Source organism: Curtobacterium sp. PhB25 (assembly GCF_004365375.1).
In the GTDB taxonomy this organism is placed as follows: Bacteria; Actinomycetota; Actinomycetes; order Actinomycetales; family Microbacteriaceae; genus Curtobacterium.
In genome coordinates, this window is the sequence record NZ_SODR01000008.1 from 19,339 (window position 1) to 42,770 (window position 23,432).

The 23,432-nt window shown below is 70.6% G+C and carries 24 protein-coding genes; 10 read left to right on the top strand and 14 right to left on the bottom strand.

Translation table 11 applies throughout. The features are described 5' to 3' along the window. The first annotated feature begins 50 nt into the window (after window positions 1–50). Together EDF51_RS15025 and EDF51_RS15030 are read left to right on the top strand one after the other, a co-directional pair. The gene (locus EDF51_RS15025) at window positions 51–1,790 is read left to right on the top strand and encodes a CocE/NonD family hydrolase (RefSeq protein ID WP_134195488.1); all 1,740 of its coding nucleotides are present in this window, start codon (window positions 51–53) and stop codon (window positions 1,788–1,790) included. After that, window positions 1,787–2,443 carry a hypothetical protein gene (locus EDF51_RS15030; protein ID WP_123294478.1) on the top strand — a complete coding sequence of 219 codons (657 nt, stop codon included), beginning with the start codon at window positions 1,787–1,789 and terminating at the stop codon, window positions 2,441–2,443. Before EDF51_RS15025 ends, EDF51_RS15030 begins: the two co-directional genes overlap by 4 nt. A 100-nt stretch (window positions 2,444–2,543) precedes the next feature. On the opposite strand, the gene EDF51_RS15035 is transcribed toward EDF51_RS15030, so the two are convergent. From EDF51_RS15035 to EDF51_RS15060, 6 genes are all read right to left on the bottom strand, one after another. Continuing rightward, window positions 2,544–3,347 (bottom strand): MerR family transcriptional regulator, encoded by an 804-nt coding sequence (locus EDF51_RS15035; protein WP_185094124.1) that lies wholly within the window; start codon window positions 3,345–3,347, stop codon window positions 2,544–2,546. Next, window positions 3,340–3,876, bottom strand: a complete 537-nt coding sequence (locus EDF51_RS15040) for a VOC family protein (RefSeq protein WP_123294480.1) — start codon at window positions 3,874–3,876, stop codon at window positions 3,340–3,342. Before EDF51_RS15040 ends, EDF51_RS15035 begins: the two co-directional genes overlap by 8 nt. 178 nt (window positions 3,877–4,054) lie before the next feature. Continuing rightward, window positions 4,055–4,861: an isocitrate lyase/phosphoenolpyruvate mutase family protein gene (locus tag EDF51_RS15045; RefSeq protein WP_132099274.1), complete on the bottom strand. Its 807-nt coding sequence runs from the start codon at window positions 4,859–4,861 to the stop codon at window positions 4,055–4,057. Between the two features lie 101 nt (window positions 4,862–4,962). After that, a complete protein-coding gene (locus EDF51_RS15050; RefSeq protein ID WP_132099276.1) occupies window positions 4,963–5,199 on the bottom strand; it encodes a hypothetical protein in 237 nt (78 codons plus the stop codon). Between the two features lie 226 nt (window positions 5,200–5,425). Next, a complete protein-coding gene (locus EDF51_RS15055) occupies window positions 5,426–6,598 on the bottom strand; it encodes a hypothetical protein (protein WP_132099277.1) in 1,173 nt (390 codons plus the stop codon). Between the two features lie 68 nt (window positions 6,599–6,666). Beyond that, entirely contained in the window at window positions 6,667–8,004 is a 1,338-nt protein-coding gene (locus EDF51_RS15060; protein ID WP_243837137.1) for an MATE family efflux transporter, read from the bottom strand. 137 nt (window positions 8,005–8,141) lie between these two features. Here EDF51_RS15060 and EDF51_RS15065 point away from each other — a divergent pair, with 137 nt between their 5' ends. The 3 genes from EDF51_RS15065 to EDF51_RS15075 all read left to right on the top strand — a co-directional run bounded on the left by EDF51_RS15065 (window position 8,142) and on the right by EDF51_RS15075 (window position 10,229). Continuing rightward, window positions 8,142–8,732 carry a hypothetical protein gene (locus EDF51_RS15065; RefSeq protein ID WP_132099278.1) on the top strand — a complete coding sequence of 197 codons (591 nt, stop codon included), beginning with the start codon at window positions 8,142–8,144 and terminating at the stop codon, window positions 8,730–8,732. 85 nt (window positions 8,733–8,817) lie between these two features. Further along, window positions 8,818–9,225 carry a hypothetical protein gene (locus EDF51_RS15070; RefSeq protein ID WP_132099279.1) on the top strand — a complete coding sequence of 136 codons (408 nt, stop codon included), beginning with the start codon at window positions 8,818–8,820 and terminating at the stop codon, window positions 9,223–9,225. Between the two features lie 107 nt (window positions 9,226–9,332). Continuing rightward, a complete protein-coding gene (locus tag EDF51_RS15075) occupies window positions 9,333–10,229 on the top strand; it encodes an exonuclease domain-containing protein (protein ID WP_132099280.1) in 897 nt (298 codons plus the stop codon). Between the two features lie 129 nt (window positions 10,230–10,358). Here EDF51_RS15075 and EDF51_RS15080 read toward each other — a convergent pair whose 3' ends face one another. The 3 genes from EDF51_RS15080 to EDF51_RS15090 all read right to left on the bottom strand — a co-directional run bounded on the left by EDF51_RS15080 (window position 10,359) and on the right by EDF51_RS15090 (window position 13,112). Next, on the bottom strand, window positions 10,359–11,171 hold the full coding sequence (locus EDF51_RS15080) for an isocitrate lyase/phosphoenolpyruvate mutase family protein (RefSeq protein WP_131880852.1): 813 nt from the start codon (window positions 11,169–11,171) through the stop codon (window positions 10,359–10,361). A 22-nt stretch (window positions 11,172–11,193) separates the two neighbouring features. Further along, window positions 11,194–11,595, bottom strand: coding sequence for a hypothetical protein (locus EDF51_RS15085; protein ID WP_132099281.1), 402 nt, complete (start codon window positions 11,593–11,595; stop codon window positions 11,194–11,196). A 179-nt stretch (window positions 11,596–11,774) separates the two neighbouring features. After that, window positions 11,775–13,112 (bottom strand): solute carrier family 23 protein, encoded by a 1,338-nt coding sequence (locus EDF51_RS15090; RefSeq protein ID WP_132099282.1) that lies wholly within the window; start codon window positions 13,110–13,112, stop codon window positions 11,775–11,777. A gap of 81 nt (window positions 13,113–13,193) precedes the next feature. On the opposite strand from EDF51_RS15090, the gene EDF51_RS15095 reads away from it, so the two are divergent. After that, window positions 13,194–15,158 (top strand): M13-type metalloendopeptidase, encoded by a 1,965-nt coding sequence (locus EDF51_RS15095; RefSeq protein WP_132099283.1) that lies wholly within the window; start codon window positions 13,194–13,196, stop codon window positions 15,156–15,158. Further along, a complete protein-coding gene (locus EDF51_RS15100) occupies window positions 15,158–16,096 on the top strand; it encodes a serine hydrolase (RefSeq protein ID WP_131880861.1) in 939 nt (312 codons plus the stop codon). The genes EDF51_RS15095 and EDF51_RS15100 overlap by 1 nt, the downstream gene beginning before the upstream one ends. Window positions 16,097–16,105: 9 nt before the next feature. Here the strand turns inward: EDF51_RS15100 and EDF51_RS15105 are convergent, their stop codons facing one another. The 3 genes from EDF51_RS15105 to EDF51_RS15115 form a co-directional block, all read right to left on the bottom strand. Then, the gene (locus tag EDF51_RS15105) at window positions 16,106–17,380 is read right to left on the bottom strand and encodes a hypothetical protein (RefSeq protein ID WP_132099284.1); all 1,275 of its coding nucleotides are present in this window, start codon (window positions 17,378–17,380) and stop codon (window positions 16,106–16,108) included. A 140-nt stretch (window positions 17,381–17,520) separates the two neighbouring features. Beyond that, the gene (locus tag EDF51_RS15110; protein ID WP_123937197.1) at window positions 17,521–17,940 is read right to left on the bottom strand and encodes a GNAT family N-acetyltransferase; all 420 of its coding nucleotides are present in this window, start codon (window positions 17,938–17,940) and stop codon (window positions 17,521–17,523) included. 137 nt (window positions 17,941–18,077) lie between these two features. Next, window positions 18,078–18,791: a DUF4232 domain-containing protein gene (locus EDF51_RS15115; protein ID WP_123294503.1), complete on the bottom strand. Its 714-nt coding sequence runs from the start codon at window positions 18,789–18,791 to the stop codon at window positions 18,078–18,080. Between the two features lie 99 nt (window positions 18,792–18,890). On the opposite strand from EDF51_RS15115, the gene EDF51_RS15120 reads away from it, so the two are divergent. Then, entirely contained in the window at window positions 18,891–19,166 is a 276-nt protein-coding gene (locus EDF51_RS15120) for a hypothetical protein (RefSeq protein WP_123294504.1), read from the top strand. A gap of 3 nt (window positions 19,167–19,169) precedes the next feature. Here the strand turns inward: EDF51_RS15120 and EDF51_RS15125 are convergent, their stop codons facing one another. After that, complete coding sequence (locus EDF51_RS15125) at window positions 19,170–19,610, bottom strand: NUDIX domain-containing protein (protein ID WP_279586157.1); 441 nt, start codon at window positions 19,608–19,610, stop codon at window positions 19,170–19,172. Beyond that, window positions 19,607–20,929: a glutamyl-tRNA reductase gene (locus EDF51_RS15130; RefSeq protein ID WP_123294506.1), complete on the bottom strand. Its 1,323-nt coding sequence runs from the start codon at window positions 20,927–20,929 to the stop codon at window positions 19,607–19,609. The genes EDF51_RS15125 and EDF51_RS15130 overlap by 4 nt, the downstream gene beginning before the upstream one ends. Window positions 20,930–20,976: 47 nt before the next feature. On the opposite strand from EDF51_RS15130, the gene hemE reads away from it, so the two are divergent. Both hemE and EDF51_RS15140 read left to right on the top strand, forming a co-directional pair. After that, window positions 20,977–22,074 (top strand): uroporphyrinogen decarboxylase, encoded by a 1,098-nt coding sequence (hemE, locus tag EDF51_RS15135; RefSeq protein WP_134195489.1) that lies wholly within the window; start codon window positions 20,977–20,979, stop codon window positions 22,072–22,074. Next, a complete protein-coding gene (locus EDF51_RS15140) occupies window positions 22,071–23,411 on the top strand; it encodes an FAD-dependent oxidoreductase (protein ID WP_243837138.1) in 1,341 nt (446 codons plus the stop codon). Before hemE ends, EDF51_RS15140 begins: the two co-directional genes overlap by 4 nt. Window positions 23,412–23,432 lie beyond the last annotated feature (21 nt).

Genomic DNA, 23,432 nt, shown 5'->3' on the forward strand with positions numbered 1-23,432 from the left:
CTCGCCTCGACGACGAGCCCACGGAGGACTCCCGCACGAAGGAGAACACGATGACCGACCAGAGGATGACCGTCCCCTCCACCCCGCTGCCCGCTCCGCGCACGGGTGTGCTCACCCCCTTCGAGCCCGGCACCCGAACCCTCGAGGCCGGGTTCCGGATCGCGCCGCAGTTCAAGCCGCTGCCCGTCGACACGGTGTTCGACAAGGACGTCGCGATGCAGCTGCGCGACGGCACGACCATCCACGTCGACGTGTTCCGCCCGGTCGGTACCGAGCCGGTGCCGGTGATCGTGGCATGGAGCCCGTACGGCAAGGCGCAGGGCACGTCGCTCAGCGTGATGGGGGTGTTCGGGCTCGTCGGGCTGCCGAACAGCACGGTGTCCGGACTCGAGAAGTTCGAGGCACCGGACCCGGCGTACTGGGTCGAGCACGGCTACGCGATCTGCAACGTCGACATCCGCGGCGTGGTCGACTCCGAGGGCGACAGCGTGCTCTGGGACCGGCAGGAGGGCCGCGACGCGTACGACGTCATCGAGTGGCTGGCCGAGCAAGAGTGGTGCGACGGCAAGGTCGGCATGAGCGGCACGAGCTACCTCGCCGTGTCGCAGTGGTTCACCGCCGCCGAGCAGCCCCCGCACCTCGTCGCGATCAACCCGTGGGAGGGCGTCAGCGACGTCTACCGCGACCTCGTGAAGCGCGGCGGCATGCCCGACACCGGGTTCGCGCAGCAGCTGCAGGACGGCAGCTTCTTCGGGAAGGGCAAGAAGGAGGACATCCTCGCCGAGGTCGGCGCCCACCCGCTGATGACCGACCTGTGGGAGCAGAAGATCCCTGACTTCTCGAAGATCGAGGTGCCGGCGTACGTCGTCGCGAGCTACTCGAACACCCTGCACACCGCCGGGACCTTCCGCGCCTGGCGTCGGATCGCCAGCGACGAGAAGTGGCTCCGGATCCACAACACCCAGGAGTGGCCGGACTACTACGACCCGGCGAACGTCGAGGACCTCCGCCGGTTCTTCGACCACTTCCTCAAGGGCGCCGACAACGGGTGGGAGACCACTCCGACCGTCCGGTACTCGGTCCTCGACCTGCAGGGCGGAGACGAGGTCGCCGTGCCGGCTGAGTCGTTCCCGCCGCAGGACGCCGCTTCGACGAAGTACTTCCTCGACGCCCGGACGCGAACGCTGACCACGGCCGCGCCCGAGGCACCTGCAGAAGCGTCCTACGCCGTCGACGCGAACCCGGACGCCGTCTCGTTCCTGACCCGCTTCGACGAGGAGACCGTCCTGGTCGGATACCCGAAGGCGCACCTGTTCGTCGAGGCCCGGGGCGCCGACGACATGGACCTGTTCGTCCTCGTCCAGAAGCTCGACCGCTGGGGAACGCCGCTGCAGGCGTTCACCGTGCCGAACCAGTCGGCGATGGCGCACGACCTCACCGACCACGGCGCGACGATCCTGCGTTACAAGGGCTCCGACGGACGCCTCCGCGTGTCCGCCCGGCACCTCGACGAGGCGCTGTCGACCGACGACGTCCCCGCGCACTCGTTCGACCGCGTCGAGAAGCTCGCTGCCGGGCAGGTCGCCAAGATCGAGATCGACCTGTTCCCGGTCGGCCTGCGCTTCCACGCGGGCGAGCAGCTGCGGTTCATCGTGAGCTCCCGCAACCTGCTCGGCACGCTCATGCCGGCGATCCGCGAGTACGTCGGCGCGAACACCGGGCGGCACGTCGTGCACACCGGCGGCGACCAGGCCTCGTACCTCCAGCTCCCCGTCCGGGCCGCACGGTGACCGGCGCGACCGTCCGCCTGGCCGGCGAGGACACCGACTCGACCATCGACGGGTTCGAGCTGTTCTCCGCCCGCCGGGCGCTCGCGCTCCTGAAACGGAAGCTCGGCCGGGTCCAGCTGCTCGAGCTGCTCGAGGACGAGATCGCTGCGGGTGACGCGTTCCTCCGCGCCCACCTCGGACGCTCCGGCGGCGAGCAGGCAACCGGCACGACCACGCTCCGTGCACGGGGCATCAGTGCCGCGCAGTTCGGTGCGTGGCTCGGCGCCGCGTTCGCCCGCGAGGACGTCATGCTCGCCGGACACCCGGAGCACTACGGGATCCACGCCGAGCCGGGGCGCAACGTGAACATCGTCGAGACCCTCGACGAGTACGTCTGCTCGTTCTTCATGCGCCCCTGGGACGACAGTGCCGTCGTCGAGCAGGAGCTGCCCGCCGCAGAAGCGACTGCCGGTCGCCGGTCGCACATGCTGTTGGCGGACGGGACGGTGATCGGCTCGATCGCGAACTCCTTCGACGAGGAGCAGGACGGCTTCACCGCACGTCTGTCCGTCACCTTGCCGGCGACCTGCGCCCCGGCGGTGATCGAGCAGCACCTCGAGCACTTCGCCGTCGAGTTCCGCACCTGGATCCGCCGAGCCGCCAACGAGCGGTGACCACTCGAAGGCCGGCGATCCGCACGAGACGTTGGCTCAGGGCAGCGTTCGCTCCCACGTCGACGTCGGCCGCTCCGCGCGCGACCGTGAGCTGCGAGTCCTACTGCCAGGTGGCGGTGTCGGGGTCGATGCCGCGGGCGCGTGCGCCGGCGTCGATGATGCGACGCAACCATGAGGCGAGCCCGGCTCGGATGCCGTCGTAGTGTGCGGCGTACCCCGGATCGGCTTCGTACATGCGGCCGAGGACGACCTGCATCTGCCGGGTGATCGGGAAGTAGGCGGAGAACACCTCGCGGTGCTGTTCAACGAGAGCGTCCGCGGCCGGGCTGCCGGGTTCGACACCAGCATCCATGGCGTCGGCAAGGGCCTGATCAAGCGCCGCAGACGCATCGGCGACGGCCTGCCAGTCGTCCACGGTGCGTGACGCCGAGCGTTCGGCGTAGTGCCGCCACTCCGGCGTATCGCCGTAGAGTTGCCGCGCCTCAGCCGGCCACTGCGGATTCCATCCAGGCCCGAACGTCGCGGTCTGCTCCTCATTGGTCATGAGCAGCCCGTGCTCGTGGGCGTCGGCCATCCGGGCCAGGTCATCGCCCAGCGCGCTGAGATGCTCGATCCGCGCCGCAAGCTGGGACTGCTGGGCGCGCAGCGCAATGACAACGGCCGCACTCGGATCGTCGAGAACGTTCCGAATGGCTTCCAGGTCGAGCCCCAGCTCGCGGTAGACGACGATGCGCCGCAGCCGCTCGAGGTCGTCTTCGGCATAGAGCCGGTACCCGGCAGCTGACCGTGACGACGGCCTCGCAAGGGCGATCTCGTCCCAGTGATGCAACGTCCGGACCGTCACGCCCAGGCGCGCCGCGGCCTGACCAACAGTCAGGTCCACGGCGTCGCTGTCATCAGGCATGCGCTCCATTCTTCTCGCCGTCGGCGTCAGGTGCGGTGATGCCGATCGCTTCGAGGTTCTTGGCGGTCTGGCTGGTCGGCTCGAAGGGTTTCGCGGCAGTGAAGACGACTCGCACCTTCTCCGGCGTGATCACCTCGACATCGCGGGTGCCCCAGGGCGTGTCCCGCGGCTCGCTCACCACGCCCGCGTCGTGGGCTCGGCACGCGGTGACGAGGGTGTCGATCTGGTTCAGGACGCACGCGAAGCTGAAGCTCACCGCCGGCGCCTGATCCGGAGCGGACGCGGTTGGGACCAGCAGGACGTCCTGAAAGGCCCACCGGCGCAGGTGCACGAGCTGGCCCGGCACGCTGAACAGGTCGAAGAAGCCCAGGCCGCGGGTCCAGAAGTCGACGGAAGCGGCCAGGTCGGTTGTCGGGATCGTCACGAACGACGGCATCCCGTAGATCCCGTGGAACGGCTCAGGCGCGACCACGTCAGGGCCGGGGGCGGGGACCGGGCTCATCTCAAAGGCGTTGTAGTAGCTGCTCATGGGTCCACGTTCTGCCCTCACGCGGCGTGAGGGTCAAATCGGGGAACTCTGGGACCAACCTGTTGGCCCGGTTCACCGAGTTGGCGGCCCGCGTCCGGAGAACGATCGGTCGCCGAGACCTTCACCATCAACCCTTGGATTAGCCGAGGCAGACATGCAAGGAGCGAAGAGGACCTCGCTAGAACAGCGAGTTCAGCTCGCCGTAGTCGACGGCCGGCGTCAAGGACCCGTATGTGCCGGCAGTCAGCAGTTCCATAGCGGCCGATCGAGCAATCTCGTACGCGGCCTGCGCCATGCCCGAACCGACGCTCACGCGGGCCACTCCGAGTTCTGAGAGCTGCGCGGCAGTCAGGGAGCCGGGGCCGACCATCACGTTCAGCGGGCCGTCGATTGCCTCAGCCAGCGCTCTGATCGTGTCGGCGTCGCCAACTCCGGGTACGAAGACACCATCTGCTCCTGCTTCGAGGTACCGGTGTGCCCGATGGAGGGTCTCAGCGAACCGCTGCTCCGGCGAGACCAGGCCGGCGAGGTACACGTCCGTCCGCGCGTTGATGAACATCGGTACCCCGGCACGACCCGCTGCACGTCGAGCCGCGCCGATACGGTCCATGAGCTCAGCTGCGGGCAGTGCGCCGTCCTCGATGTTGATGCCGACTGCACCGGCTTCGAGAACTGCGTCGACCGTGTGTTCCACCCCGTCTGCGTCGTCGGCGTAGCCGGCCTCGATGTCAGCGGTGACCGGCACAGTCACCGCGCCAGCGATCCGAGAGACTGCCGCGACGGCCTCCTTTCGCCCGAGCGCGCTACCGTCCGCATGACCGAGCGACCATGCGACACCTGCGCTGGTGGTAGCGATGGCTGGCGCACCCGCAATCTCGACGAGTCGGGCGCTTGCTACGTCCCAGGCGTTGGCGAGAAGGAGCGGCTGTGCGAAGTCCTGGTGGAGCGTGTGGAAGGCGGCGGCCTGCGTGGTTCTGTTGTTCACCTGCGCAGTTCAGCCGAGCCGCGCTTCAGTTTCTGGCGGATATCGGACGACGCGGTCAGCGTTACAGCGGTTTCAATAGCCGGTCGTGAAGCGGCCGCCGGTCAGGAGGCGGCGACTGTGAGTGCCAGGACGATGACAGTCGCGCCGATCAAGACTCCGATCGCGCCAGCACCGATCACGCCCATGCGCGCGAGTCGCGGCCGGAACGGTACTCCGAGCCTGCCCCAGGATGACTCATAGATGGCGCGTGCAAGTCCGCGTGAGGTTGCAATCACGCCAATGCCGGCGACGATCACGAAGCACCCCATGGTGACCATCGCAAGTTGCTGTCCAGACATCGGGGCTCCGTTTCCGCTCCCAAGCACGCTACTCAGACCCGGGGCGCGCGCTTCGAGCTGTCCCGTAAGCCGGTCGACTACCGCGACTTCGTGCGCAGCGGTCCAGCTCCCCCCTCGAGCCCCGTGCTTCCTGATGGGGGCGTTCTCGGATAGGTGGTCCGAAACGATTCCGAATGACGGGACGTCAAACGAGGCGTTCCACCGACGCCCACCACGTGCGGAGGAATCAGCGCCGCCGCACCCCGAGCCCCACCACCGCCACGAGATTGACGGCGCTGCCGACCAAGAACCCCGTCGTCCCACCCGCGACTCCCGCGACCGGCCCGAGCACCGCCATGAGCACCGCCCCGACGACGAAGCCTGCGACCGACGCCAGCGCGACCTGCCGCGACCTCCCCGATGCGAGCAACAGCGCCGCAGGCACGAGCCCGACGGTGAACACCCACACCCCGACCATCAAGTAGCGCAGGTCAGCCACGGCAGCAGCCCCCTCGGCGGGGTAGACGATCGGCAGGAACCACCCGGCGAGCAGCGCCACCAGACCGAACACGACGGCAGAAGCAGCGGCGAACCCGACGACGAGCATCAGCGCGCCGCGAGACCGCAAGGACCCACCATCCGTCCGGTGCGCAAACGCCGGCACGAGCACCTGCCCCAGCGCCTGCCCGAGCATCGATGCCGGCGTCGCCAGGGTGAACGCCGCGGCGTAGACCCCGGCCTCGTGCGCCGACGAGGTCACCTGCGCCGAGATCATCGTCAATTGCAGCAACCCGTTCGAGGTCACCACCGCCAGCACGTTCCACGCCGCGAACCCGAGCACCCCTGCGGCGGGTTCGCGAGCGGCAGGGCCGAAGTCGTTCCACCGCGGCCAGCACGCGATCGCGAACACCGTGTACCCGATGGCCAGCGGCAGCAGCACGAAGGGCTCGAGCCGAGTGATGCACGCCACCACGAGCAGTCCGAGCGCGAGCACGCTCGTCACCGAGTCCCAGAGCGCTACCCGCGGCGCCCGGCCGTAGCCGAGCTGCGCTCCGCGGGCGTAGCAGTACAGCCCGTAGCCGACGACGACCCCGACACCACCGAGCACCATGCCGGGCCCGTTGCCCCAGGCGACCGCGACCGGCACGGTGACCGCGGCGAGCACCACGGTCGACACCAGCATCGACAGCCCGAGCACCCGGTTCACCGCGGCGTCCGACCGCCGACCCCGCAACGCGATCGCCAGGTACCGAGAGGCGGTGTTGCCCGCGGCGTTCGGCCAGAGCAGCGCGACGAACACCGACAGGGACAGCAGCGCCGTGGTCTGCCCGAGGGTCTCGGTGCCGAACACCCGCCCGACGACGACGGTCACGAGCAGCTTCGCGACGCCCTGCACCCCGATCCCGACCGTGGCGAGCACGGCCGACGACGCCACAGAAGACGACGGAGCCACAGGCACAGAAGTCCCGCTGGAAGAACCAGACCCGCTCACCGCGCCAACGCCTGTTCCACCCATCCACGCCGATGCGCGCGCAGCCCGAGCGTCACCGCCCGGACCCCGATGTACCCGAGGGCGAACGCCGCCCACAGCCCCGCGAGCGTCCCACCAGTCCACCACAGCAACGGCAGGTACACGACCAGGTTCACGCCTCCCGCGATCGCCAGGTACCGCGCATCCCCTGCGCCGATCAGCACCCCGTCGAGCACGAAGACGTACCCGGCGACGGGCATCCCGACGGCGATGAGCACCAGCACGGGCGGCAGCGCATCCCGCACGGCGGACGAGTCGGAGAACACCGGCCCGAGCACACCACTGACAGCCAGGGTCACCACGCCGAGCAGCGCCCCACCGACGATCCCGAGCAGCACGAGCCGCCGCGTCACCAGCCGTACCCGGGCCGGGTCCCGCGCCCCGAGGCCGTGCCCGACGAGCGCCTGCCCGGCGATCGCCAGGGCATCGAGCGCGAACGCCAGGGTCGAGAACACGGTCAGCCCGACCTGCGTCGTCGCGAGTCCTGCCGTCCCGAGTCCGGCGGCCGCGCCGACGGTCGCGAGCATCGCGATCCGCAACGACGCGGTCCGCAGGAACAGCCAGGCCCCGGACCGCAGTGCCCGGACGACGCCCGAAGCGCCGGGGCGAAGCGGCGCTCCCGATGATCGCGCGGCCCGCACGGCGATCCGGACGTAGACGATCGCCATCGCCCACTGCACGATGACGGTGCCGGCGGCGGAGCCCTCGACGCCCCAACCCGCGCCGTAGATCAGGAGGGCGTTGAGCAGTCCGTTCGCGACGAACCCGACGGTCGCGACGACGAGCGGGGTCTTCGTGTCCTGCAGCCCGCGCAGCAGCCCGGTCGAGGCGGTGACGACCAGGATCCCGGGCAGCCCGATGAGTGAGACCGTCAGGTACGCGGTCGCCGCCGCTGAGACGTCGGGCGACGCACCGAACAGGTCGACGAGCGGCCCGGCGAGCGGCCACCCGACGAGCGCGAGGACCACGCCCAGCACGAGTGCGAGCCACATCCCGTCGATGCCGGCGTGGACTGCGCATCGTCGGTCACCACCGCCGAGCGCGCGCGCCACGGCCGGCGTCGTCGAGTACGCCAGGAACACCAGCAGCCCGGTCACGGTCGACAGCACGGCACTCGCGAGTCCGACGGCCGCCAGCGGCGTCGCACCGAGGTGGCCGACGAGTGCGGTGTCGGTCAGCAGGAACAGCGGCTCGACCACGAGCGCGCCGAGCGCCGGCACCGCCAGGCGCACGATGTCGCGGTCGACCGCGCGCCGCTCGGCGGCGGTCACAGCGGGTCGCGTCGGTCGGTGCACCGACCCATTCTGTCGGCGATGCCGAGCGCGCGCGTTTCATAGCCCAGCTCGTGTCCCGAGGCTATTGGAAAGTGAGAATCCCTAACATGCCGCCCCTGCGTTGCCGATAGGCCCATCCACGTCGAAGGGAAGCACTGATGGCCGACAACAAGATGACGAAGTCCGCTGGGGAACACTGGGTGTGTTCGATGCTCGTTCGGCAGGGTTGGGGTGCCGCGCTGACGCGCGATGGGCTCGCGCGGACGGACATCCCCGCCGTGCATACCGAAGACCTCTCGCGCCCCGCGATCGAGGTGCAGGTCAAAGCGGCTCGAGCAGCCTCCAATGTGAACTACCCACTCGGCTCGAACTCGCAGCAGACGGCGCGCTCGGATCGAGAGTGGTTCGTATTCGTGAGCCTGCCGGAACAGTCCGACTACGTCTCGGCGCCCCGTTCGTTCATCGTTCCCCGAGACCACGTTGCGGCTGCAGCCTTCATCGCGCATGAAGATTGGCGAACGGACCCCGACGCGGTTCCGGGGACCCGGAACGCGGGTGTCGACAGGTCCCGTGTGCACATCAGCGTTTGGAGTCGGTACGAGGATCGGTGGGACCTGCTCGCCCAGCCGACCTCTGCTGTGCCGGTCATGTTGCCCGCGCGGTTCGAAGACCTCGCCTTCGGCGATCGCGTCGGACTCCCAGAGGGGCATCCTTGGCTCTTGAACCGTCCAGTTTGGGCGGACGCCTGATTCCGTCGGCGCACCTTTCGGAAGCATCGCCGCACCGATCGAGGCCAGGTCCGTCGTCGGACGGTTCGCTTGATACGTTCGCCACATGGAGAGCGTTCGACATGCTGAGCTGATCGCAGAGCTCGAGGCGTCTCGTGCTGAGGAATGGGGTCAGCGGGCTCTGCTCGCATGCCTCCGGAAACTCCGCGACGGCGGCCCGACCGAGGCGGCAAGCGTCGTCGTGCACGACGCCTGGGCCACGGCTGACGAGTTCCGCGTCGTCTACGACTCCCCGTGGCAAGGTCCTCGCGTCGGGATCATCCGCAACCGGTGGACGACGATCGACCGCACGGACGCCTACGCAACCGGCGACCCGTCGACTCCAGAGGAGTTCGGACAGAATGTCGCGGACTTCAACATCGGCGAACCACTTGGCGCTTACCTCGACACCCTCGATTTCGACGCCGCTGGCCTGGGCTGGTGGGGCCACATCCCGTTGCGCAGCCGACGCTGATCACTCTGCACTCGCTCGACTGTCGGTGACACTCGAGCGATGACCGGACACTCCAGTCGAGGGGGAGATGGAGCGAAGAACGAGCGGTTCTCACCTAAGCTGCCAGCATGACGCTGAGCTTCGTCGCCCTCGACTTCGAAACGGCCAACTTCGACCGTGCATCGGTTTGTGCCGTTGGCCTCACTACGGTCATCGACGGGGCTGTCCAGTCCACGACGTCCTGGTACGTCGAACCGCCCACTGGGCTGGACTTCACCAACACGTACCTCCACGGCATCGGACCGGACGACGTCGACGGCGCCCCGACGTGGTCCGAGACCCTCGGGCGGCTGCGCACCGTGACGAACGGGCTTCCCGTCGTCGCCTACAGTCCCTTTGACAAGGGCGTCTACAACGCGGCCAACTCGCTCACAGGAGCACCCGACCCGCAACTGGACTTCCTCGATGCTCTCGCCGTGGTCCGGCACCACTGCAAACTGCCCAGCCACCGTCTTCCGCTGGTCGTCGAACACTTTGCGTTGCCGGACTTCCACCACCACGAAGCCGGCGCTGACTCGCTCGCCTGCGCGCTGATCATCCTGCGCATCGCCGAGGAGCAGCAGGTCGAGAGCGTCGACGAACTCTGGGCTGCCGTACCAATCCGGTCGAAGGGCACCAACCGCGCTGGCCGTGTGTACCAGCGAAAGGCCGATCTTCCTCAACCGGCCGCAGAGGCTGACCCGGCGCACCCCCTGTTCGGAGAGGTGGTGTGCTTCTCTGGCGACCTCGACAGTTACACCCGCACCGAGGCGCAGACGCTCGTCGCTTCGTTCGGAGCGGTCGTCTCGGGCAACGTCACCAAGAAGACCACGTTGGTCGTGATGGGCGGCTTCGACCCCGCAACGCTGCGCCCCGGAACCTCCCTCAGCGGGAAGGTCCAACGAGCGAAGGACCTCGCCGCCACGGGCCAGACCATCGAGATCGTCACGGAGCAGACGTTCCTCGAGATCGTCGCCGTCGCGTAGCCCGAGCTCCGGCGCATTCCCGGGAGATGGGATCGAGCAAGTTCCCGGTCTGGGTGATCAGAACCCAGTTCCCGTCCTCGGCTGACGTCGTGACGGGCCTCCAGTCCGGTGGTCCCGCGTTTCGCGGGTTCAGTCGCGGACGACCTCGTTGATCGCGGCCCAGCCGAGCGTCGGTGGTGCCGAGACGACAGCACCCGGCGTGCCGATCATCTGTGCAGCCCAGTCGCCGGCGACGCTGTACGCGGCTTCGGCGATCGCCGATCCAGCGCTGACCCGGCTCGCCCCCGCCTGGGCGAGGTCACCGACCGACAGGGTCCCGGGCCCGAACGCGACGTTGAGGGGCAGCTCGATCGCGTCCACGAGCATCGAGATCGTGGCGGCCGACAGCGCTCCGAGCACGAAGACGCCACTGGCGCCGGCCCTGGCGTAGGCGTTCGCACGGGTGAGCGTCTCCTCCGCCCAGGCGTCGCTCCCGGGCACGCCCAGCAGGTGGGTGTCGATCCGAGCGTTGACGAAGAGTGGGATGCCGGCGTCATCCGCAGCCTGGCGGGCTGCGCGGATGCGGTCCTCCTGTTCCGCCACCGGCCGGAGGGAGTCCTCGATGTTCACGCCGGAGACGCCGAGCTCGAGGAACGCGGACACGGTCGAGGCGACGTCGCCCGGTGTCTCGCCGTACCCGCGCTCGATGTCGGCGGTGAACGGGACGTCGACTGCCGCTGCGATCGGCCGCACGGCGTCCAGCGCGCCGTCCCGGGTCAGATCGTTGCCGTCGCGGTGGCCGCGTGACCACGCGACGCCGGCGCTCGTCGTCGCGATCGCATCCGCCCCGGCCGAGAGGACGATGCGTGCGGACGCGACGTCCCACACGTTCGGCAGGACAACGGGTGCGCCGGGGACGTGCATCGCGGTGAAGGTGCGCGTGCGCTCGAGGTGCGTGCTCATCGTGCAATCTCAGCACACCGGCTCAGAACGGCCAGTCCGACGGGTGGGTCAGCGGCACTGCCACGATCTGCACGTCGTCTTGGTAGGCGATCCGTCCAGGGCTGTTGGTCCGCAGTTCCACCCACGCGACTCCGTACCGGTCGAGCAGGTCGAGGTAGTCCGCGCTCATCGTGAGCAGGGCCGTGGCACTCGTCCGGAACCAGGATCGCGCCCCTGGATTGCGTGCCTCGTCGAAGAGCCGCGTCTCCACGGTCGAGGGGTCCACGTACAGCCCCTCTGCTCGCTGGTTCGCGGCGACCAGCCAGCGGTCGTCGGTGTCGGAGAGGGCTCCGGCCGCGCGCAGACCGTTGGTCAGCGCGAAGATCCCGGGGAAACGACCACGTCGGTTGGGCACCGCGCTCTGGTAGCGGACGAAGTCGGTCACGGTCCGACGCTAGCGCCGTCGCGGTCGTGACCGCATGACTGGACGTGGGTGTCAAGGCCGGCCCACGTCGTCGACGTGCGTCATGACGGACGGGAGGCCCGTGGCGGCGCCGCCACGGGCCTCCCGTCCGGTGGTCCCACGTCGTCAGGCCGGACGCGCGTTCCGGCCGACCACTCGCGTCAGTCGGCGCGTGGTTCGGCGGGGACACCGCCGGTGGCGGCGTGTGCCTCTTCGGAGGTGACGGGCGTCGCCTCGTCGGTGCCGCGCGCCCGCCCGATCAGGTCCATCAGGTGGTAGACGACGATCGCGGCGATGGTGCCGAGGATGATGCCGCCGAAGCTCGCCTGGCCGAACGCGAACGTGAAGTCCGCGATGCCGATGATGAGCGCGATGCCAGCGGTCAGCTGGTTCTTCGGCTTCGAGAAGTCGACCCGGTTCTCGACCCAGATCCGGATGCCGATGACACCGATCAGACCGTACAGGGCGGTGGTCGCGCCGCCGAGCACGCCGGCGGGGACGGAGGAGATGACCGCACCGATCTTCGGGGAGAGGCCGAGCAGGACGGCGGCGATCGCGGCGACCCAGTACGCGGCGGTGGAGAAGACACGGGTGGCGGCCATGACGCCGATGTTCTCGCCGTAGGTGGTGGTGGCGGAGCCGCCGCCGGCACCGGCGAGCACGGTGGAGATGCCGTCGGCGAAGAGCGCCCGGCCGGTGAGGGGCGTGAGGTCGCGGCCGGTGAGCTGTCCGACACCCTTCACGTGGCCGACGTTCTCGGCGACGAGCGCCAGCACGACCGGCACGAACGCCAGGTAGATCGCGAGCTGCGACGGGTCGAACGCGGGAGCGGTGAACGTCGGCAAGCCGATCCACTTCGCGTCGCCGACCTTCGAGTAGTCGACCTGACCGCCGATGAGCGCCGCCACGTAGCCGATGAGCACGCCGATGACGATGGACAGGCGACCGATCAGCCCCTTGAACAGGACGGTGACCAGGATGATCGCGGCGAGGGTGATGACCGCGACGACCGGGGCGGCCGTGAAGTTGTCCTTCGCCGCAGGTGCCAGGTTGAACCCGATCAGGGCGACGATCGCGCCGGACACCACCGGCGGCATCAGGCGGTCGATCCACCCGGCGCCGGCCAGGTGCACGACGAGCCCGACGATCGCGAGCAGGGCGCCGACGACGATGATGCCCGACAGGGCGAGGGGGATGCCGCCGATCTTGGTGGCAGCACCGATCGGTGCGATGAAGGCGAACGACGACCCGAGGTAGCTCGGCAGGCGGTTGCCGGTGATGAGCAGGAACAGGATCGTGCCGATGCCGCTGAACAGCAGGGTCGTCGACGGCGGGAACCCCGTCAGCAGCGGCACCAGGAAGGTGGCGCCGAACATCGCGACGACGTGCTGCACGCCGAGACCGATCGTCCGGGCCCAGGTCAGTCGCTCGTCCGGTGCCACGATCGTCGTCGCGGAGACGGTCTTGCCGTCGCCGTGCAGCTTCCACGGAAGTCCCATGCGATGACCGTACCGGCAGCCGTGCGCAGGTGACGACGGACACCGACCTGCTGCATGGCGTCGGTGGCTATCGTGGACGGCATGACCGACGTCGCACGTGCCTCCGGCATCCACACTGACGAACTCGACCCCGCGGTGCGCCCCCAGGACGACCTGTACCGCCACGTGAACGGCACCTGGATCGCCGAGACGCCGATCCCCGACGACAAGGCCCGCTACGGCTCGTTCACGGTGCTGGCCGAGGCCGCCGAACTCGCCGTCCGCGCGATCATCGAGCGCTCGCAGCAGGCCGCCCCCGGCACCGAGGAGCGCAAGGTCGGTGACCTCTTCTCGTCCTTCACCGACGAAGCCCGGCTCGAAGAGCTCGCCACCGCGCCGATCGAGCCGCTCCTCGCCGAGATCACGGCCATCGAGTCCGTGCCCGAGCTCATCGCCACCGTCGGACGCTTCGAGCGCCTGGGGCTGCCGAGCTTCCTGCAGCTCTTCGTCGACAACGACCCGGGCGACCCCGAGTCCTACGTCGTGTTCCTCGAGCAGTCCGGCCTCGGTCTGCCCGACGAGTCGTACTACCGCGAAGAGCGCTTCGCCGACATCCGGACGAAGTACCGCGAGTTCGTCGCGGCGATGTTCCCGCTCGCCGGGTTCGAGGACGGCGGCGACCGCACCGAGCACGTCATCGCGCTCGAGACGGCCCTGGCGTCGAAGCACTGGGACAACGTCACCACCCGCGACAGCCAGAAGACCTACAACAAGCTGCCCTGGGCCGAGGTCGCGGCGCTCGCCGAGGGCATCGACCTGCAGACGTGGTGGCAGGCCATCGACGCACCGTCCGGCGCGTTCGAGACGGTCGTGGTCCGCGAGCCGTCGTTCATCACGGGCCTGGCCGAGCTCCTGCGCGACCAGCGGCTCGAGGTCTGGAAGGACTGGCTGCGCTGGCAGGTCATCCGTGGCTCGGCCGCGTACCTGACGAGCGCGTTCTCGGCCACGAACTTCTCGTTCTACGGCACCGCCCTCACCGGGGCGCCGAAGCAGCGCGAGCGCTGGAAGCGCGGCGTCTCCCTGGTGGAGGGCGCGATGGGCGAGGCCGTCGGCCGGATCTACGTGCAGGAGCACTTCGACGAGACCTCGAAGGCCACGATGGACGACCTCGTCGCCAACCTCGTCGAGGCGTACCGGCAGAGCATCACGGCGCTCGACTGGATGACCGACGAGACCCGTGCGCGTGCCCTCGACAAGCTCGACAAGTTCACGCCGAAGATCGGGTACCCGGTCAAGTGGCGCGACTACTCGGCGCTGCCGGTCGTGCCCGACGACCTGGTCGCGAACGTCCGCGCCGTCGCGTCGTTCCAGGTCGACCGCGAGCTCGGCAAGATCGGCAAGCCGATCGACCGCGACGAGTGGTTCATGACCCCGCAGACGATCAACGCGTACTACAACCCCGGTTTCAACGAGATCGTGTTCCCCGCGGCGATCCTGCAGTTCCCGTTCTTCGACGCCGACCGCGACGCCGCCGCCAACTACGGTGCGATCGGTGCCGTCATCGGCCACGAGATCGGGCACGGCTTCGACGACCAGGGCTCGCAGTACGACGGCGACGGCAAGCTCGAGAACTGGTGGACCGAGGCCGACCGCACGGCGTTCGAGGAGCGCACGAAGGCCCTCATCGCCCAGTACGACGCGCTCGTCCCGACCGAGGTGCCGGACGGCCACGTCAACGGTGCCCTGACGATCGGCGAGAACATCGGCGACCTCGGTGGCCTGTCGATCGCGTGGAAGGCGTACCTGCTGTCGCTCGACGGTCAGGAGCCCCCGGTCGTCGACGGCCTGACCGGTGCCGAGCGGTTCTTCCTGAGCTGGGCGCAGGCGTGGCAGATGGCGATCCGTCCGGAGGAAGCCGCGCGCCTGCTGTCGATCGACCCGCACTCGCCGAACGAGTTCCGGTGCAACCAGGTCGTCCGCAACATCGACGGCTACTACGACACGTTCGGCGTGACCGAGAAGGACGCGATGTACCTCGACCCCGCCGAGCGCGTCGCGATCTGGTGATGGTGGAGCCGGACGCGGCTCGGTCGTCACGCCGTCGGCGGCCGGAGGACCGCTCGGATGGTGGCGGTCGGGCCCGCGGTCGGCACAGCGGTCGGCCGGACGACCGCTTCGGCGCCACGACCGAGGCCCTCGGTGCCCTCGCCCTCGACGGCGCCGGCGTCAGCGCCTCGGTGATCGACACCTCGACCGGCAAGGCCCTGCTCGCGATCGACGACACCGTCGTGCAGCCCGTCGCGAGCCTCGGCAGGGTGCTGCTGCTGATCGAGGTCGCGGCACAGCTCGAGGACGGACGCCTGCACGGCGACCGCCTCCAGCGCATGGCACGGGACACCGCGACCGGCGCCGGGCTGTGGCAGTTCCTGCAGGAACCGACGATGCAGGTGCCCGACCTGGCGACCCTGGTCGGCGCCACCGGTGACACCTGGGCGATGAACGCACTGCTGTCGACGGTCGGCATCGACGCCGTCCGCGAGCGTGCGGAGTCGCTCGGCATCGAGCGGACCGCGCTGATCGACCGGGTGCGCGACCGTCGTGGTCCGGACGACGCCCCGGACGCCTCGGTGGCCCCGACGGGTGAGCTCGCGTGGGTGATGCGCGGACTGGCGCTCGGCGAGGTCGTGGACGAAGCGGTCTCGAACCGGGTGCTCGGCTGGCTGTCGCTGGCGAGCGATCTGAACCTGGTCGCCGGCTCGTTCGGCCTCGACCCCCTGGCGCACCGTGCGCTCGACCACGGGCTGCAGGTCGTCGCGGTCACCGGGTCGAGTACGGGCGTCCGTGCCGAGGCCGGGATCCTCCGGGGTCCGGGCTCGTCGGTCAGCTACGCCGTGACGGTGACGTTCGACGACGCCTCGTTGCAGCGGCGCCTCGCGGTCATCGAGGCACTGCGGACCATGGGCACCGAACTACTCGAGGCAGTGCACGCCCCGGCGCGCCGCTGACCGGGTCGCTCAGTTCCCCTCGGACGTTGCGTCGGGTGGCGGCACGCAAGCCGACTCGGCGGTGAGGCTCAACCCGTCGACGGTGCCGCGGATGCTGGCGGTGGCCGGGTCTGCGCCGGAGGAAGACGACCAGGAGTCGCGGCCCATCGCGCGGTCACTGACCCCGAGGCCCTCGGACGTCCAGAGCGCGGTCACGGCGTCGAACGGCTCCTGGGCGTCGTCGACCACGTCGAACACGGGCACCACGCTGAGCGCCGTCGCCCGGGTGCCGGTCGGGTCGGACGACCCGGACGTCGCGCACTGTTCGGTGCCCGTCGTCACGGTCGCCGGGACCCCGGCGGCGGCTGCTGACCGCTCGAGGAACGCGCGGAGCACGGTGGCGCGGTCGTCGACGTCTGCAGGGACCCACGGGGTCGGCGTGGGACTCGTCGGTGCGTCGCCGTCCGGACCGACATCCCGCGGCTTGGGTGCGTCGAGGGGGAGCCCGAGCCACCCACTGACCGCGCCGCTGCCCAGGTCGAAGGCGGTCCGCGGTGCGCGGTGTGCATCGGCTGCCTCGTCCGTCGTCGCGGCGAGGGTCTCGGCGACGTCGCCGAGCGGACGCACGCCGATCGACAGGGACGGCCGATCGGCCACTGCCGGGAGGCCGGAAGCGTCGTCGGGGGCCCGCGCCGCGTCTGCGTACGTCGTCCCGGGCGAGTAGTAGAGGCGCTCCACGTGGTGGTCGTCGGCGAGTGTGTCGATCATGCGCATCAGGGCCCGGCCGGGGTGCGTGGCCGTGACGTCGACGGACACGTCGCCGCGGCTCAAGGTCGTCGTCCTCGTCGTACTCGTGTTCGTCGGCTCTGGACCGGTGATCGTCCGCACACGTTTCGCTGCATCGCTGAAGCTGACGTCCCGCACGAGCCCGATCCTCGAACCGGTCGGGGTCATCCACAGCTGTCGCACGAAGGTCCGCGTGCGCAGCCGACCGGCCAGGCCGACGACCCTGCGGTCCATCGGATCGAGGCTGACCGGAGCGGTCTTCCGCGCAGACGGCACGTCGAGTGTCACCTGCAGCGTCGTGCCGGTGACACCGCGCTCGGCCGTCCGCCGGACCCGCTCGGCGACGGCGAGGTCGGCGGTGTCCGCGGTGACCCGGAGCGACGTGAGCCAGTTGTCCGGGTCGTCCTTGGCGTCGAACTGGCGGATCTCGCCCTCGGTCGAGCCCACGCCGGGCAGCCGATCGACGTCCGCGATCAGGTCCGCGAGCGCCGACTCCGACCCGTGCGGCGGCGGTGGCATCGTGCACGCTGCGAGTGCCAGAAGGGCCCCGAGTGCGGTCGCGATCGCTGCCGCGGACCGTGTTCGTCTTCGAGCCCCCATGCCGTGAGTCTAGGAACGGGCCGTCGCAGTGCGGTATCGGTCGCGAGACCCATCGGTGCTCAGCGGAGGACCACGAACGACCGCAACGGCTGCGGGGCGACGTCGTGGACCTCGACGAAGCCACGTGACTCGTAGAACGCGCGCTGACCTGGCTCCGCATCGGTGAGCAGGACCGTCTGGCGGACACCCGCGTACCGCTCGAGGACGGCGTCGAGCAACGCGCCGCCGACGCCGGACCGGTGCGCTTCCGGCACCACGAGCAGGTCCTGGACGTAGACGATCGTCACGCCGTCGGACACCGTGCGGACGAGCCCGAGCAAGCGGTCGTCGTCGTCGCGTGCGGTCAGCACGGTGTCGGAGCCCGCGATCGCCCTGGCGAGGGCGGCGGGGTCCTGCGTGTACGCGGTCCACCCGACGGCTTCGTAGAGGGTGAGGAGTTCGTCGGTCCCCGGTCGTTCGTCCCTGATGGCGAAGGTCACCGGTCCATCGTGCACGAGGCCCGAGGCGGCCAGGCCGAGGCCGACACCGCCGCCGGGCCTCCGGTGAACTGCCGGAGGTGCCCTTCGTGGGCATCACGGCGATCCGGCTGCCTGACGAGCCAGCCGTCACCCACCCGCTACGACGTCGCCTGCCCCTCCGGCACGAGCGCCTGCACGGACAGCAGCGACGCATCGGCGGACGAGCACGCCTGGTAGTCGGCGTCCTTCACGAACAGCGACTGCTTGGATCCGGGCGGGTACACGCGGAAGCCGTCCGGGGTCTTCGGCGAGCAGTCGGCCTTCGAGTAGTTCCCGGCCTGGACGATCTTGAGCGGCGCCACGGCGGTCTGCCCGGCGGCCAGGGTCACGGTCGGGTGCGGTGAGCTCTTCTCCTGGGTCGCTGCAGCACCGATCTGGGTGCCGTTGCCGCCGCCGACGAACGAGACGCCCGGCCAGCCCTGCAGGGTGCAGGTGGTCGAGCCGGTGTTCTGCAGGGCGAGGTGCACGATGACGCTGCCGGCCGCACCGCCGCTGCCCGGCTCGATGCTGGCGGCGAGCGAGGACGCGGCACAGCGACCGCCGGCGGCCGACCCGGATCCCGACGACCCGGATCCCGACGACCCGGATCCGGAGGACCCGGAACCGGTGCCGGCTGACGCCGACGAGCCGGACGACGGGGTCGCGGACGACGACGACGCCGACGAGGACGACGACGCGGACGGCGACGGCGCGGGTGCGGTCACCGTCTCGGTGGCGGAGGGTTCCCCGCCGGAGGCACAACCCGCCAACGCCCCGACTGCGACGAGCCCGGTGACGGCGAGCAGGAACTTCGATCGACTGCTGCGTTGCATGGTGCACAGGCAACCACCACCGGGAGATCGTGGTTCGGTCGGCATCCAGGGACCGCGAGCACACTCCGGAGCAAGGAACCCGAGCAGCGGAGGTCGGACATGACGGGCAAGCACGAACAGGCACGTGGCGACGAGGGCCGCGCGGACGGGGTCGAGACCCGCGCAGGTGCCTTCACGGACAGCGACATCCCCGGCGAGGAGCGCGTCACGACGACGGAGCCCGTCGGCGAGTTCGTCGCGAGCGACATCCCGGGCGAGGCCCGCCCGGAGTCGAGCGGACCCGACGGCGAGTACGTCGAGTCGGACATCCCCGGCGAGGCCGAACCGACGCAGGACGGCGAGACCGGCCACTACGTCGACAAGGACCAGGCCTGACGACTAGTCGATGCGCTCCGCCGCCACCAGGCGGCGGAGCGTCTCCACGCCCGCTGGCGGGCAGCGACCGGCATCCGCCGAGGTGACCCACTCGACCTCGTCCACCTCGGCCGAGGCGACGGGCGTGGCGGAGTCCAACGGGCCTCCTGGTCGGACCAGGAACAGCGTCATCGCGACCATCGTGCCTGGTGCCTGCCCATGGGCCGGCTCGAGGACGACACCGAACGGGTCGACGTCATCGGCGGTCACCCGCAGGCCGGTCTCCTCGTGTGCTTCGCGGATGGCGGCGTCGAGGTCGGTCTCGTGCGGCTCGGCCTTGCCGCCGGGCAGGTAGAGCACGTCGCGCGCTCGCGCACGCACCATCAGGACGCGTCGGTCCCGCACCAGCAGGAGCGCGCTGACCCGCAGCGTGGGTTGCTGGGTCGTGTCGGCCGGGAGGCTCAGCTCGCGTCCGCCTCGTCGGCGCGCTTCGAGACGGTCGGGTCCAGGGCGGTGCGATCGGCGAGCGGGACGACGGGCGCCGGCAGCTCTGCCTCGGGCTCGGGCCGCACGCCGAACAGGGCGTCGATGGCCCCCACGAACTCCTCGCCACGACCGGCACGGCCGAGCTCACGGGCCCGGACGGAGGGGCGGTGCAGCAGGACGCCGACCAGGTGCCGGAGCGCCCGCTCGGTGTGCTCGGCGGACTCGCCGTCGGCGTCGCCGCGGCGCTTGGCGCGGTCGATCTCGTCGTCGAGGATGTCGAACACGTGCTTGCGGAAGGCGACGAGGGCCGGGGTGGTGGACTGCTCGAGCGCCTGCGCCCGGAAGCGGGACACGGCGTCGTCGACCATCGCGCGGGCCTCGGACTCGGCGTTCAGCTCGGAGATCGGGGCGTGCAGGCTGATGGTCTCGAGGTCGAGCAGCTCGACGCCGTCGACACCGGCAGCGGCCGGGTCGACGTTGCGGGGGAGTCCGAGGTCGATGACGATGCGGCGGATGCCGTCGTCGAGGTCGGCCGGTGCGACGACCGGGAGCTCGCTCGACGTGCAGGTGATCACGACGTCGCTGGTGCCGATCGCGTGGCGCAGGTCACGGGCGGCGACGAGGTCGTGCTTCGCGGCGAACCAGGCGGCACGGCCCGAGGGCGAGAACACCTGGATGTGCACGGCGCCGCGGTCGCGCAGGGCCGCGATGGTGGTGGCCGCGTAGCTGCCGGTGCCGATCAGCAGCACGCGGGTGTGGGCCCAGTCGGTGACGCGCGACGACGCGAGCTGCAGGCCGAGGCGCACGAGCGAACGACCGGCGGCACCGATCCGGGTGCGGGTCTTGACGCCGCGCGAGGTGTGGGCGGCTTCCTGGAACAGCCGCTCGAGGTCCGAGGTGGTGGTGCCGTTGCTCCGGGCGTCCTCGAGCGAGCGGCGGACCTGGCCGGAGATCTCGGTCTCGCCGACGACGACGGACTCGAGTCCGCTCGACACGGCGAACAGGTGCTGCACGACGTCCTTGCCGCCGAGCACGTTGACCGAATCACGCAGTTCGGTGGCGTCCAGGTCGCTCGCAGCGGCCACGGCCTGCACGGTGGCGGCGACGGCGGAGTCGCGGTCGTCGCCGGCGATGTCGAGGTAGGCCTCGAAACGGTTGCAGGTGGCGAGGACGACCGCGCCGTCCAGGACGTCGGAATCCGTCACGAGGTGGCCTGCTGCGGCCGGGGCAGCGATGCTCAGTCGCTCCAAGAGGTCGAAGCTGGCGTTGCGATGCGACGCCGTGAGACAGATGAGCACGTAGCCAATGGTAACGCGCTCGATGGGACAATCATCCGGTGACCGACGTGACGACCACATCCCTCCCCGACTCCCACCCCCTGGCATCAGGGCGGACGAGCGGGTCCCGCCTCGTCCGGGCCCTGCGGGGTGACCGTCCGGAGACGCTGCCGGTGTGGTTCATGCGGCAGGCCGGTCGGTCGTTGCCCGAGTACCGCGAGCTCCGGGTGGGCACGGCCATGCTCGACGCGTGCCTCGACCCCGAGATGGCGTCGGAGATCACGCTGCAGCCCGTCCGCCGGCACGGGGTGGACGCCGGCATCTTCTTCAGCGACATCGTCGTGCCGATCAAGCTCGCGGGCGTGGACGTCGAGATCGTCCCCGGTCGCGGCCCCGTGCTCGGCTCACCGATCCGCACCGCGGCGGACGTCGACGCTCTCGAGCCGCTGGACCCGGCGGCCCTCGAGCCGATCCGGCAGGCGGTCGCCCGCACGGTCGAGCAGCTCGGCGACACCCCGCTGATCGGATTCGCAGGCGCACCCTTCACGCTCGCCGCGTACCTGGTCGAGGGCGGCCCGTCGAAGGACCACATCCGCGCACGGACCCTCATGCACGCGGAGCCGGAGACCTGGTCGCGGCTGCTGGCCTGGGCGGCCGAGGTGTCGGGGGCGTTCCTCCGGGCCCAGGTGCTCGCCGGGGCCTCGGCCGCACAGCTCTTCGACTCGTGGGTCGGGTCCCTGTCGCGCGCCGACTACGTCCGGTACGTCGCACCGCACTCGGCGCAGGCGCTGTCCCACGTGACCGACCTGGGCGTGCCGCGCATCCACTTCGGCGTCGGCAGCGGCGAGGTCCTCGCCGACATGACCACGCTCGGCACCGACACGGTCGGCGTCGACGCGGTCGGGGTCGACTGGCGGCTCCCGCTCGACGAGGCCGTCCGCCGCGTCGGCACCGGCGTCAGCGTGCAGGGCAACATCGACCCGGCGATGCTCGCGGCCCCGTGGGAGGTCCTCGAAGCGCACGTGCGCGAGGTCGTCCGCCGCGGTGGCGCCGCCCGCGCCCACGTCGTGAACCTCGGCCACGGTGTGCCGCCCGAGACCGACCCGACGGTGCTGACGCGCGTCGTCGAGCTGGTCCACTCGCTCGGTGACGGGTCTGCCGCGTGACCGACGTCGTCGTGGTCGGCGGCGGGATCGCCGGACTCGTCACGGCCCGTGACCTGGCGAAGGGCGGCGCGGACGTCGTGCTCGTCGAGTCGTCCGGCGTGCTGGGCGGCATGATCCGGCGGCACACGGTCGGCGGCCTCGACCTCGACATGGCGGCGGACTCCTTCGCGACCCGCACGGACGCCGTCGGCCGCCTGGCGATCGAACTCGGGCTCGGCAACGACGTCGTCGCCCCGGACCCGCGCGGTGCCTGGTTGATGACCCGTGACGGCCGGACGTCGCCGATCCCCGCGACCGGGCTCCTCGGCATCCCGAGCACCCCGATGGCCGCCGACGTGCTCGCCGTGGTCGGGCAGAAGGGCGGGCTCCGTGCACAGATGGACTCGCTGCTGCCCGGACCGGTCGGCGCCAAGGCGGAGTCCCTGGGTGAACTCGTCCGGCGGCGCATGGGGGAGCGGGTCCTCGACGACCTGGTCGTCCCGATCGCCGGCGGGGTGCACTCCACCCACCCGGACCAGCTCGACCCGGAGCGGGTGGCTCCCGGCCTCCGTGCGGCACTGCTCCGCGAGGGCTCGCTGGCCCGCGCGGTCCTGGCACTCCGGGCCCGCGCGGCAGCCGGTACCCCGGTGCAGGGGATCCGGGGCGGGATCGTCCGGCTCGTGGACGAACTCGTCGCCGACATGGAGACCTACCGCGTCGACGTCCGGCTGCACACCCGGGCGACCCGGATCGAGGCGCACGCGGTCGAGGTCGTCTCAGCCGACGGCACGGTCGAACGCCTGCCCGCGCAGCACACCCTGTCGTCGGTGCCCGATCCCGAGCGCACCGTGGCGCCGGACCGGACCGGGATCGAGCTCGTCACGCTCGTCGTCGACCAGCCCGAGCTCGACGCAGCCCCCCGCGGGACCGGGATGCTCGTGCACCCGGACGCGCAGGCCGTGTCGGCGAAGGCCCTGACGCACGCGACGGTGAAGTGGCCGTGGCTCGCCGAGGCGGCTGCCGGCCGCCACGTGCTGCGCCTGAGCTACGCGACGCCCGCCGACGCGACCAGCGCACCGGGCGCGAGCGGTCCCGACGACGCGGCCACGAGCCTCCCGGTCGACCCGGACGGACCCGTCGGCACCCGAGCGCTGCACGACGCGGCCACGCTGCTCGGCGTCCCCCTGACGGCGACGCAGGTCGCGGGCGCTGCGCGCGTCCGCTGGCACGGTCCGGACCTGACCGCTGCCGGGCTGGCCGAGGGGGTCGTCGGCATCGGCGAGGCCAGCTCCGGACGTGGCCTGGCCGGGATCACCGCGGCCGCCCGCACCGCTGCTGGACAGATCCTGGATTCCTGAGCGGACCCCAGACCGCCCGGG

Bases quoted from the DNA above. Each gene is read 5' to 3' on its own strand.
- EDF51_RS15025 (WP_134195488.1), top strand. From the start codon at position 51: ATGACCGACCAGAGGATGACCGTCCCCTCCACCCCGCTGCCCGCTCCG.
- EDF51_RS15035 (WP_185094124.1), bottom strand. From the start codon at position 3,347: ATGCCTGATGACAGCGACGCCGTGGACCTGACTGTTGGTCAGGCCGCG.
- EDF51_RS15040 (WP_123294480.1), bottom strand. From the start codon at position 3,876: ATGAGCAGCTACTACAACGCCTTTGAGATGAGCCCGGTCCCCGCCCCC.
- EDF51_RS15050 (WP_132099276.1), bottom strand. From the start codon at position 5,199: ATGTCTGGACAGCAACTTGCGATGGTCACCATGGGGTGCTTCGTGATC.
- EDF51_RS15065 (WP_132099278.1), top strand. From the start codon at position 8,142: ATGGCCGACAACAAGATGACGAAGTCCGCTGGGGAACACTGGGTGTGT.
- EDF51_RS15070 (WP_132099279.1), top strand. From the start codon at position 8,818: ATGGAGAGCGTTCGACATGCTGAGCTGATCGCAGAGCTCGAGGCGTCT.
- EDF51_RS15075 (WP_132099280.1), top strand. From the start codon at position 9,333: ATGACGCTGAGCTTCGTCGCCCTCGACTTCGAAACGGCCAACTTCGAC.
- EDF51_RS15080 (WP_131880852.1), bottom strand. From the start codon at position 11,171: ATGAGCACGCACCTCGAGCGCACGCGCACCTTCACCGCGATGCACGTC.
- EDF51_RS15090 (WP_132099282.1), bottom strand. From the start codon at position 13,112: ATGGGACTTCCGTGGAAGCTGCACGGCGACGGCAAGACCGTCTCCGCG.
- EDF51_RS15095 (WP_132099283.1), top strand. From the start codon at position 13,194: ATGACCGACGTCGCACGTGCCTCCGGCATCCACACTGACGAACTCGAC.
- EDF51_RS15100 (WP_131880861.1), top strand. From the start codon at position 15,158: ATGGTGGAGCCGGACGCGGCTCGGTCGTCACGCCGTCGGCGGCCGGAG.
- EDF51_RS15105 (WP_132099284.1), bottom strand. From the start codon at position 17,380: ATGCCACCGCCGCCGCACGGGTCGGAGTCGGCGCTCGCGGACCTGATC.
- EDF51_RS15115 (WP_123294503.1), bottom strand. From the start codon at position 18,791: ATGCAACGCAGCAGTCGATCGAAGTTCCTGCTCGCCGTCACCGGGCTC.
- EDF51_RS15120 (WP_123294504.1), top strand. From the start codon at position 18,891: ATGACGGGCAAGCACGAACAGGCACGTGGCGACGAGGGCCGCGCGGAC.